Source organism: Candidatus Zixiibacteriota bacterium, from assembly GCA_040753495.1.
Lineage (GTDB): Bacteria > Zixibacteria > MSB-5A5 > GN15 > PGXB01 > DYGG01.
In genome coordinates, this window is the sequence record JBFMEF010000144.1 from 1 (window position 1) to 10,713 (window position 10,713).

Genomic DNA, 10,713 nt, shown 5'->3' on the forward strand with positions numbered 1-10,713 from the left:
GCTGAAATCAACGTGATGCTGGGTCGTTAACTGGGTCGGGCAACCGACCATTGACGGAGGCAGGTTCGGCGGCTGCTCGACTATAATCGAGAGCGGAGTAAACCTGGCCGGATAGTCGAACGCCCAGTCAAACGCGTTGTCAGACGGGGCAACCGAGTCAACGGTGATAGTTCCAGCTGAAGCCGTGTAATGCAGTTCATAGAAGGCAGTCGGACCGAGGTTGCCAGGCAGACCGGCGGTGCCGGCGAAAGCATGGCCCATGGTGTCCGGCATGGTGCCGTTCATGTTCTGCAACCAGGCAAACGGCCAATCGGCAGCGCCGCCGCCGAAGGTATTCCAGTAGATGCTGGGGAACTGGAAGCCGTTTTTCATCACAACATTGTCATAGGGGGCAGGAAGGGCGCCGGCGACTCCGGGAATCTTGGCCAGGGGACCATCGACCCGGACTACAAAGGCGCCGCCCAAAAGCTCAGTGCCACCCACGTTGTCGTAGTGCCATACTATCTCAATGAACATCGGACCGGGAATGACTTTGTCAGTACCGGCATCGTCCCATAGAAAAGTAGCGGGAACCTGCGCCGAGATAGACAGCGACGGCTGAGCGGAAATCTGCCCAAAAGAAAGAAGCATTAAGGATAGGACAAGTAAAAACAAATTGCGTTTCATCTTGTGCTCCTATTTTGTTTCGTTAACATCATTCATCATTTAGGTCTCTTTCGAGCCTTTCCCCCCTCGGGAATCCGAAATCGGTTTTTCATCCGGCGAGAGCCACCAGGCCGTCCGAATACCTTACTTCGGTTAAGTCAGGAAGACCTATGTTGGTTTCTTTCCTTTGAGCGCGTGTTTTCAAAATTACCTCTTAAAGTGTCACCTCCTTTCTTTTCTCATGTGGATTTTAGAATTCTCTATTTCCAAACATGTCTCTTCAGGTTTGATTTATATTAAGTTTCCACAAAAATCATATTAAGTCACCCTAACTGCACCTGGGGTCCGGTCCTCCCTTGTAGAGATAGGCAATAAGGTATGTGGCATCGAGAATATTAATAGGCCAGGTGCCGTTGGCGTTTGCCAGCGACAAGACCGGCGGCGTTGGACCCCCTTTGTACAGGTAAGCAATCAGGTAGGTAACATCCAGTATATTCACCACGCCGTTGTTGTTCACATCGCCGCATTTGCCCCGCAAAACGGTAAGAGAGCCATCATCCAGATAAACCTTGGAGGTATCGAGCCGCCCCACCAGGACATCGCGGAACGACATAGAATCATAAGGAGCCTCCGGCACCACTTCCCATAGCAGGCAGATAGTATTCTGCGGCGGGTTAGCCCAGTCCTGGCAACGCCAGAGAACGGTGTCGGTCACGGTGTCGGTATAGACCCCGATTAAGTCCCCCTTCTGGTCGGTAAAAGCAAAGTTGTCGAGATTGTTGGCTTGAATCATTATTCTCACCGTCCGGTCGGTATCACCGCTCGGCACCGGAAGAATATCGGCCAGCAACTTTATGAGAGGGGTGGTTCCATACTGAGGACCGATACCGCGCTTATAAGGAGGCGGTATGGTATTGGCTTGCGCCGTAATTTTTATGTCGAATCCCTGCCCTCCCAGCGAACGGGTCTGAATATATTCCCAGCCGCGGGTCAAGGTCCCCACCGTGTCGTAATTGCCGGTAAAGACCTCGGTCGTGTCAATTTTCATCCAGTCCCAGCCGGGAATAAAAGTGGAATCGATGCAGGAATCAGCCTGATACTGGTCACAGCGGTAGTAGCCGTACTGCATTATCGAGTCAATGCAGGTGTTGCCGGAGTACTGGGTGCAGACCCAGTAAAGCGATGCCACCACGGAATCGATACAATTGGGACCGCTGTATTGAATGCAGCGCCATCGGGTGGTATCGATGACGGTATCGAGGTTGGTCTGAAAGATAATTCGGTCAGGACGGTCGAGCATAAGCCAGAGTTCAAACCCCGCTACCGTATCGGAGTAATTTTTCATATAGACGGAAATAGCGGAATTGAGGGTTGCCGGGTATCCTACGGTGTCTCCGACCTGCACCTCGAGGTCGTAAAACTGGGCTGTGGCCGTCATTGGCGCCGCAAGCATAACTATAGCCAGCATCGCGGCAAGGACAAATCCTTGTCTGAAGAACTTGGGGCTGAAGGACATTCCTTCCTCCTGTATCATGTTTGGTTCTGTCGGTTTTTTTAGCTATCTTTTAGCTACTAACCTATAACCACAACCTCAAGGAGTTGACCGGCTTAGGTCGGCGACGGTGGCCATAGGCGATATCTATATCACCTATCGGCTTTTCCGCCCGACATTACAGTCTTGCCAGTCTCAACAATCCTGCAATCAACAGTTTTTTCTTAAGCGACCCCCCACGGTCAGCTTAAGCAGTGTGGAAATCAAGTCTTAGAATAAGTACTTCTGAATAAATAAATGAAGACCTATATACCTTATCTCTTAAACAAGGTTCTTTTGCGGACACTTATCCTATCATCCGACAACCAATATACAGGGCGAACCGCAGCCTGTCAATAGTATTTTTGCCTAATTCTGCCGATTTTTTCTGTCGCCCGCCGCTCATCGTGCCGGCAACCACGGCAGGGAGCCCTCGTACCAGCCTGCCGCCGTCGCAGTTACCGGGCCGCTCTTCAGACCGGTCTATTTCAGCCGTCAGCCTGCCGGTCGTCACTCGTCTGTTCATGGGATGAACTGCTGGCGGTCAAAGCAGCGCCTTTTTAGTCGATTTTCCGTCACAGTAGAGATAAATTGTCTTGGCGCGCGCATTAAATTGCTGTAAATTTCCCCACTGATTTTCTGAAGGGATTGAAAAAGTGGCAAAATTAATATCAAAAAAGACCCGCGAGACGATTCTGACCGTAGCGGTCATAGTGCTGATAGTCCTGGTCGCTTTCTTCTATATAATCTACCCACTGATTACTGTACCGAAGATGACCGCCCGTCCTGACGGAAGCCGCTTCGAAGACCCGGAGTTCCGCCTTGCCAACAATATTGAGCCTTTTGTCGCCGCGGGACTCGCGCCAGATAGTTTCGCCGTCTCCTCCAACGACAACCTGCGCCTCGCCTCCGTCCGCTTTGCGCCTACCGACAGCAGCCTTAAGCCGCGGGGAACCGTGATTCTGCTTCATCCTGACGACACCGACCGGACTTTCTTTATGCCATATATTCAACCCTTACTTGACTCCGGGTGGAGTGTTGTTCTGTATGACCAGCGAGCGGCCGGAGTTTCGGGCGGAATTTATCGCTTTGCCGGAAGTTATGAAGCCGATGACCTGATAGAAATGGTCGCTTATCTGAATATTCATAGCCAGATGCCGGCTCCAGTGGTGGCGGTCGGATTTGGTCTGGGGGGTGATGCCGCCCTGGGGGGGGCCGGAAAAGACAAAAGAATCAGCGCCGTTATAGCCGTGACACCCTACCTCTCAAGCTCCCGCTGGCTGGAGGCTTCCCGCCGGAAACAGGGCGCCCTCTGGATTCCGCTGCATCCGATGGTCTATTTCTGGTGGTACCAGAAACTCTCCGGATTTCCTTTCGACCGGACCGGACCTGGCGAGATTGCGCCGCCGGAAACGGCGACTACTCTCTTTGCCGATACTGAACTGCTCAATTCGAAAGAGCTGAAATCGCTCCGAGAAAAGGCGGGACCGGAATATCTCCAGGTGGCGGAGTTGCCCTCCGACCCGGAACAGTTGCGCCGTCAACTCCTGGACGCGTTTTTCAAAGTTCGCTGACTTTTTATCAATCAGTTATTGGCATTCAGAAATTCGATTATCGCCGCCTGCGAGGAATCGGCCAGCCTGATTTTTTCGCCATAACGTTTGACCAGTCCGGGCCATTCCGCATCGGTATGCTTTGCCGGTCGGGGCAGAAGATGACAGGAGCGGCAGTTGGCGCGGAAAAGACGTTCCCCTTCGCTCATCTGCTGTCCCGCCTTATAAGCCCCCCCGCAACCGATCAGGCTCACTGCCAGAATAAGAATGAATCTTGTCAGGCGGCCGGTCATATCTCGACCCCCATAAGGAAACGAACCCGGGCGTCATCTGATTCATCGGTCAACCCAAAAGCGACTCCGGCGGTGTACCACCAGTTGCCGGAGGCAAAAGATACCGTGGGACCGAGATAAGAGGCGGTCTCGGTTTCGCCATCTTCGAATTCGAAGCGGGAGGTTGATTCCAGTCCGGCAATGAAGGCGGGATGAAACTGCCAGGAAAAGCCGGCGTCAACCCCCAATTCATGCTTGGTTCCGGGAGCAAAAAAGAGCTCATAAAGGGGATTTATCGCCAGGTTGAAATTGGAGACAGTCTTGGCTAATACCAGTTTTCCTTCCAGTTTGTTGGGAAGTTTCAAATCAACCTTGCGGTTGTACTCAAAATATAAAAGCGGGTCAAGGAACCACCGTCCCTCTTCGCCAAGACGGTAACGCGTTCTCAACTGCACCGCATCCCAGGTAAAGTCATCCCCTTCCAACTGCGAGAATATCTGATAGACCGAAAGATCCCAGTAATCGGTGAGCCCATGCTCCACTTCAAAGCGGAACTCCCATTTATCTGTCTTACTAAGCATGGTGGTTTGATAAAATTCTAATTCAGTCGCTCCCTTAGGCATGGTCATATATTGATAAGTCCAGACATAGTTTCGTCTGTCCGCCATCGAACTGGAGGTTAAAATCAATATAAGGAGAACGGTTGAAAGGACTGACCGGCGCATATATGCTCCTTTTAGACTTTGTCTAACATTAAGCAATTATTAATCTTACGCCCGGATTAAAAACCGGACAAAAATACTCTAATTAACCTTCCAGTCAATAGAAATCTCGCCTTCAGAGAAAAAATGACAAAAATATGATATTTTTCTGTTGACAGCCGATATATGGAGTAGTATAATATACGAGTATATGGTCAACTATTCAATAAATATGGCACTATGATATATTCACCAACCGCCCAGCATGCCTTAAGGGCTCTCATATTTCTGGCGCGCGACAATGGCGCCAAACCAATTCGAGTGACCGAGATTGCCGCCGCCGAAGCAATCCCAAAGCAGTTTCTCTCAAAGATTCTTCATAGCCTTCGCAACAAGGGATTGGTCAAGGCGACCAAAGGACCGGGCGGTGGATATATGCTGGCAAAGCCATCATCAGAGATAACGATCTGGAATGTGGTGGAAGCGATTGACGGGCTGCAGAATCTGGAGAATCGCTGTATTCTCGGCCTGCGCGAATGCACCGACACCGGCTCCTGCGCCCTGCATGACCAGTGGAAAAGGCTCCGGGAAGAATTTACGCGCACCATCGGCTCCATGACCCTGGAGCGAGCCTCAAAAGAGAGTAAGTAGGTTTTTTTGATACAAATTCAACCAAATCATGACAGACAACCATTAAATAATAGATGAATATACGGTCAACTAATCATTCAATCTTTCTGGTGAGGAGGTTTATTATGTTAAACCAAAAATTATCCGGGCTTTGCGCGTCGCTTTTCCTGGCGATTCTTGTCGCTTTACTGGCTTATGCGCCGGCATCTGCTCATTGCGACACATATGATGGTCCGGTTGTCAAGGATGCCCGCCTGGCTTTTGAAGAAGGTGATGTTACTCCGGTGCTGAAATGGGTTGGCGCCAAGCACGAGGCGGAGATTCGGAGCCTTTTTGAGCAGACTATATCAGTTGCTAAACTGGGTGAAGAAGCCAAGTCTCTGGCGCAAAGATATTTCTTCGAAACTCTCGTCCGTCTGCATCGGGAAGGGGAGGGGGCGCCGTACACCGGTCTGAAACCGTCAGGTACCCCGCTGGAGCCGGGGATAGAGGAAGCGGAGGAGGCGCTGACGTCAAAGTCCGCCGGTTCTCTTCTCCAATCGCTGAACGCCGCCTTAACAGCCGGCATCAATGAAAGATTCGCGCATGCTCTGGAAACGCGAGAGCATGCCGGGCATACGGTCGAAGCCGGACGGGAATATGTCGCCACTTATATTGAATTTATCCACTATGTCGAGCGGCTGCATCAGGCGCTGACCACTCCGGCGGCACACCACGATGCATCGGAAAAGAGCGCAGTCGAGCATAAACATTAACACCAATAGGTTTGGAGGCAATAGATGAATCCTTTACAGATGCTACAGAATGAGCATCGCCTGATAGAAAAGGTGATTGCGGCATTGGAGAACTATGTGGCGGCGGTGCATGACGGCGAACAGGTTGAGCGTGAAGACCTGAAAAAATTTGTCGGCTTCATACGCACTTTCGCCGACTCCTGCCACCACGGCAAAGAAGAAGATATTCTTTTCTCTACGATGGTGGAGCATGGTTTCTCCCGCGAATATGGTCCGGTGGCGGTGATGTTGATGGAGCATCAGGAAGGGCGGCGCCTTATCGGCATACTCCGCGAAAAAGCGGAGCAAACGGCGGCATGGTCGGCGGAAGACCGCCTGGCGATTGCGCAGGCGGCAAACTCTTATGCCGCGCTTCTGAGGAATCATATTATGAAAGAGGATAATATCCTTTATCCGGCCGCGGCGATGAATCTTCCGCAGGAACTTCTTGAAAATATGGGGGAACAGTTTGAACGATTCGAGGAAGAGAAAACCGGTCCCGGCGAGCACGAGAAGTTTCATGCTCTCGCCGACAGTCTGGTGGAAAAATATGCTCCGAATTACTTTGCCCATATAGACGAGAATTCCGAAACACCCAACTGTCATAACTGTCATTAAAGAGAGGACTTTATGACGTCAAAACTTGCCAAGTCAATTTTCTATGTCGGCACTCTCAGTTCGGCGCTTCTCTTTCTGGTGCTGACCTGGGATACTCACAATCAGGTGCATGCCCTGACCAACGCCGACCGTCTCTCCGACGATGTCGTGGAAGGGAAGCGGGTCTTTCAGAAATATAACTGCAATGACTGCCACACCATTCTCGGATTTGGCGGTTATTATGCTCCCGACCTGACCCGTGTCTATGACCGTCGCGGCGAAAACTATATCCGCGGCGTGGTGGCGCAGCCGGAACTGATTCTGGCTAATTCTTTTCGCAAGATGCCGCATCAGAATCTTTCCGCACAGGAAATCGACCGCCTGGTCGATTTCTTCCGCTGGGTAAATGATATCGACACTCAGGATTGGCCCCCGCAGGACTCCAAGAAACGTCGCAGCACCGAAAGCAAACGTCTTATCGGCGGCTCGGCCATGACCCCCGGCGCGGCTCTCTTTAAGGGTCAGGGATGTATCGCCTGCCACTCCATAGGCGGAGTCGGCGGCGACTCCGGTCCGGCTCTGGATGATACCGGCGCGCGGATGAGCTTGGAGCAGATTCGTCAGTACATATATGACCCGGCTTCGGTAAATCCGCAGACCAATATGCCGGGATATCAGGAGATGACACCGTCTGACCTGGATGCCCTGGCTGATTTTCTTGCCCGTCAGAAAGGAGAGACGCAATGATACCGTATAAATCGCAGCGAGTCGCCTATCCGTACTTTGTGGTGGCGTTGCTTCTCTTTGGACTGCAGGTTCTAATGGGACTCTGGCTGGCAATCAATTACGCTTTCACCCTTCCTCAGAGCCTGGTCGATATCTTCCCTTTCTCCACCGCCCGGGCTTTTCATACCAACCTGCTGGTGCTCTGGATGCTTCTGGGCTTTATGGGGGGAACCTATTTTATGGTTCCCGAAGAGAGCAAATCGGAGTTGTTCAGCACTAAACTGGCTTATCTGCAGCTGATAATTCTGGTCGGCACCGGCGTTACCGCCCTGGTCGGTTTTCTTTTCGGCTGGACACAGGGAAAGCCGCTTCTGGAGATTCCCTTGGAACTGGACTTGCTCATTGTTGTCGGCGCCCTGATATTTCTTTTCAATGTCGCCGCCACTATGATTAAGGCGAAAAACTGGACCATGATTCAGGGGACACTCCTGGGCGGACTGGTAATGCTTGCCCTGCTCTATCTTTTCGGGCTTCCCTTCTACAAAAATCTCTCTATCGATTGGTACTATTGGTGGTGGGTAATCCATCTCTGGGTAGAGGGGGCATGGGAACTGGTCACAGGGGCGATTATCGCCTGGATTCTTCTTCGGATAACCGGCGTTCCCCGGGGAGTGGTGGAAAAGTGGCTCTACGTTGAAATTGGGTTGTTTCTTTTTACCGGTATCGCCGGCACGGGACATCACTACTATTGGATCGGAGCCCCCCGCTACTGGCTCTGGGTTGGGGGGATATTCAGCGCCCTGGAGCCGGTGCCGATTATCCTGATGGTCTGGGATACGTTTCGCCATGTCAAAGAGCGGCAGCAGAAAATCGAAAATCCGCTGGTCTGGCTTCTGGCGGCCGGATGCGCTATCTATCATCTGGTTGGCGCCGGGGTCTGGGGATTTATCCATACTCTGCCGCAGATTAACTACTATACTCACGGCAGCCAGGTAACAGTGTCGCATGGCCATATGGCGTTCTTTGGCGCTTATGCCCTGCTCAACTTCACTATCTTCTACTATGCTTTCCCGCAACTGAAAGGAATCACCCATTTCCGCCAGACTCTCGGCAAATGGGGTTTCTGGATTACCAGTCTGGCGATGTTTGCGCTGGGATTGGCGTTCGGCGTGGCGGGAGTGCTGCAATCTTATCTGGAACGGGTGCTGGGGCTGGGATTTATGACCGCGCAGGCGCAGATGCAGCTCTGGTTCAAGATTGCGATTGTCAGCGGGCTGGTGTTCTTTGTTGGCGTGGTGATAATTATTTATGACCTGCTGAAGATGAAGCAATCGGCGCCGGAGAGGATAGCGGCGGCGTAGCGAAGTAGATTTTGGTTCTTAAGGGATAGAGTCCACCCTGTAAGTGAGCGGCGGGTCTTCCGACCCGCCGTTTTTCAACTTCCGGGACCCTTATCATATATTTCCTCACTTGCAGGCAAGACCCAGAGCAATCTGAAACTGCCATCTGCCATTCTGAAAGGGTCAACAGATACCAATATTTCCATAATTGGGTGCCGTTCGAGTTCCGCCTAAATTCAGCGGGACATTCAATGGGCAACCCTGCGGTCAGATTTTACAGACGATGACAATCATCTAATTTACAGAATTTCCCGTTGCACAATTCTGTTCTCCAGACGATATTTGATTATCGAATCAGTTCACAGGAGGAACTATGTATCAACGATATCACTTTGGATTCCTCATAGTTGCGACAATTATTCTCCATGTTTCTTGCGCCAGCGTCGCCAGGCGTATGCCCGCCGTGCTCGCAGATATGCATGACTTCTTAACTCAAGATGACCCTCGCGATTGTCAAAGATATCACTACAATTTTGAGCGACAGGTCCCCAGGCTTTATCAGGGGAATCAACAAGATTCGATCTTCGACGTCATTGATTATATAAAATCTGAATGCGGCCCTACACCCACGGTTGAAATTACACGATTACTTCTCCTTGCTGAACAGAACAGGTTGGGAGATTCGTTAATCGGCCGCTCTACTATTTCCAATATGCTCCTGCATCGAAGTGAACAAGAATATCTTTTAAAGAGGTGGCGATGGGTTCATCTTTACGGATGGGACCAGCCGGTTGACAATACTCACGAGGACTTTCTTGAGTTCCGATCCAATCTGGCACAAAGAGTCTCCCTTCGAAGCGATATATCCAGTGCCGGTCGAATTCTTGGTTTATATTACTCCGGTCAATACGATAGCGCTCTCAGTCTGATACAAACCGATGAGCAGGGAAACTCCGTCATTCGTGAAAGCTATGATGATTTTGTTGCCAATATAAAAAGTCAATACCGAACTCGTACTAACGTAAGTTTCTCTATCGGCTCCTGGATACCCAGTCGGGAACTTGACCTTCTGGGGAATCACCCGGATATTGGTTTTCAGCTGGGAGGAGAAAACCATAAGTTTCGCTACGACTTCGGGATTAACTACCGGTTTTCTCCGACCAAAGACAAGTATCTTGTTGACAGCATGGGACAGATTGTCGCCACTGATCAATTCAATTGCTGGTTATTTGGTGTGGATGCTGGGCTCAAGTTCATTGATAATCAATCCGCAAGCACCGATATCTTTGTCGGAGTTGGTTATGAAGTCGTCTACAGCCTTACGGAAAAGGAGAGTCCGGAAAGAATCGTTACGCTCGGCGGCCTGGGGGCGAGTATAGGACTTCGTCAGCGATTCTTCATCGACCGTCGAACCGGATTTTACTTAGGCGGTATTGTTCGTTACAGCTATGTTGATTACTCCAATCCTCGTGGAACGGAACTCTCCGGGCAAGTATTGACAGTTTCCTTGGTCGCGGGATGGAGTCTTCATGAGACATTGAACCAGTTTTTTAAGGAACTGAATTACAAAGGGAACTGGAGAAAATAGGAATTACAGCGGGTGGTCAAGCACTTTGATTTGACACCCCGTCAGCATAAGATTTGTATTCATCGGTCTTGTGCGCCTTTCCCTAATAAACGGCGGGTCTTCCGACCCGCCGTTATTTTAAAAAGCTGAAATTTCTTAATCCATGAATCGATTCAGCCCCTCTATTATGTGCAATACAAATGCTGCTCTCTCTTAGCACCGCTCCAAAGCCGACCTGCTAACCAAGTACAAATCCAAGGCTGCTAAGATAGATGTAAGCAACTGGGAAGAAACACCACAAGTAAATCAGCATCATGATTATCGCGGGGCCTCGCAACTTACTGCCCTTCGCAAATATTCCCCCCATTCTTCCACTCA

The 10,713-nt window shown here is 50.8% G+C and carries 12 protein-coding genes; 7 read left to right on the forward strand and 5 right to left on the reverse strand.

What is annotated here, in order from left to right; all coding sequences use genetic code 11:
* The 3 genes from AB1690_09690 to AB1690_09700 all read right to left on the reverse strand — a co-directional run.
* Positions 1-666, reverse strand: a 666-nt coding sequence (locus AB1690_09690) for a hypothetical protein (protein MEW6015582.1), incomplete at its 3' end; no start/stop codon positions are given.
* 307 nt (positions 667-973) lie between these two features.
* Positions 974-2,161, reverse strand: a complete 1,188-nt coding sequence (locus AB1690_09695; protein ID MEW6015583.1) for a dockerin type I repeat-containing protein — start codon at positions 2,159-2,161, stop codon at positions 974-976.
* Positions 2,162-2,483: 322 nt separating this feature from the next.
* Positions 2,484-2,702 carry a hypothetical protein gene (locus AB1690_09700; protein ID MEW6015584.1) on the reverse strand — a complete coding sequence of 73 codons (219 nt, stop codon included), beginning with the start codon at positions 2,700-2,702 and terminating at the stop codon, positions 2,484-2,486.
* 130 nt (positions 2,703-2,832) lie between these two features.
* On the opposite strand from AB1690_09700, the gene AB1690_09705 reads away from it, so the two are divergent.
* Positions 2,833-3,750, forward strand: a complete 918-nt coding sequence (locus AB1690_09705) for a CocE/NonD family hydrolase (GenBank protein MEW6015585.1) — start codon at positions 2,833-2,835, stop codon at positions 3,748-3,750.
* Between the two features lie 11 nt (positions 3,751-3,761).
* On the opposite strand, the gene AB1690_09710 is transcribed toward AB1690_09705, so the two are convergent.
* Positions 3,762-4,022 carry a hypothetical protein gene (locus tag AB1690_09710; GenBank protein ID MEW6015586.1) on the reverse strand — a complete coding sequence of 87 codons (261 nt, stop codon included), beginning with the start codon at positions 4,020-4,022 and terminating at the stop codon, positions 3,762-3,764.
* Entirely contained in the window at positions 4,019-4,726 is a 708-nt protein-coding gene (locus AB1690_09715; GenBank protein MEW6015587.1) for a hypothetical protein, read from the reverse strand. The genes AB1690_09710 and AB1690_09715 overlap by 4 nt, the downstream gene beginning before the upstream one ends.
* Positions 4,727-4,942: 216 nt before the next feature.
* Between AB1690_09715 and AB1690_09720 the strand changes: the two genes are divergently transcribed.
* From AB1690_09720 to AB1690_09745, 6 genes are all read left to right on the forward strand, one after another.
* Entirely contained in the window at positions 4,943-5,353 is a 411-nt protein-coding gene (locus AB1690_09720) for an Rrf2 family transcriptional regulator (GenBank protein MEW6015588.1), read from the forward strand.
* A 104-nt stretch (positions 5,354-5,457) separates the two neighbouring features.
* Entirely contained in the window at positions 5,458-6,087 is a 630-nt protein-coding gene (locus AB1690_09725) for a DUF6448 family protein (GenBank protein MEW6015589.1), read from the forward strand.
* Between the two features lie 24 nt (positions 6,088-6,111).
* On the forward strand, positions 6,112-6,723 hold the full coding sequence (locus tag AB1690_09730; protein ID MEW6015590.1) for a hemerythrin domain-containing protein: 612 nt from the start codon (positions 6,112-6,114) through the stop codon (positions 6,721-6,723).
* 12 nt (positions 6,724-6,735) lie between these two features.
* Positions 6,736-7,449, forward strand: a complete 714-nt coding sequence (locus AB1690_09735) for a c-type cytochrome (GenBank protein MEW6015591.1) — start codon at positions 6,736-6,738, stop codon at positions 7,447-7,449.
* Entirely contained in the window at positions 7,446-8,789 is a 1,344-nt protein-coding gene (locus AB1690_09740; GenBank protein MEW6015592.1) for a cbb3-type cytochrome c oxidase subunit I, read from the forward strand. The genes AB1690_09735 and AB1690_09740 overlap by 4 nt, the downstream gene beginning before the upstream one ends.
* A gap of 652 nt (positions 8,790-9,441) precedes the next feature.
* A complete protein-coding gene (locus AB1690_09745) occupies positions 9,442-10,356 on the forward strand; it encodes a hypothetical protein (protein MEW6015593.1) in 915 nt (304 codons plus the stop codon).
* The last annotated feature ends 357 nt before the right edge of the window (positions 10,357-10,713 follow it).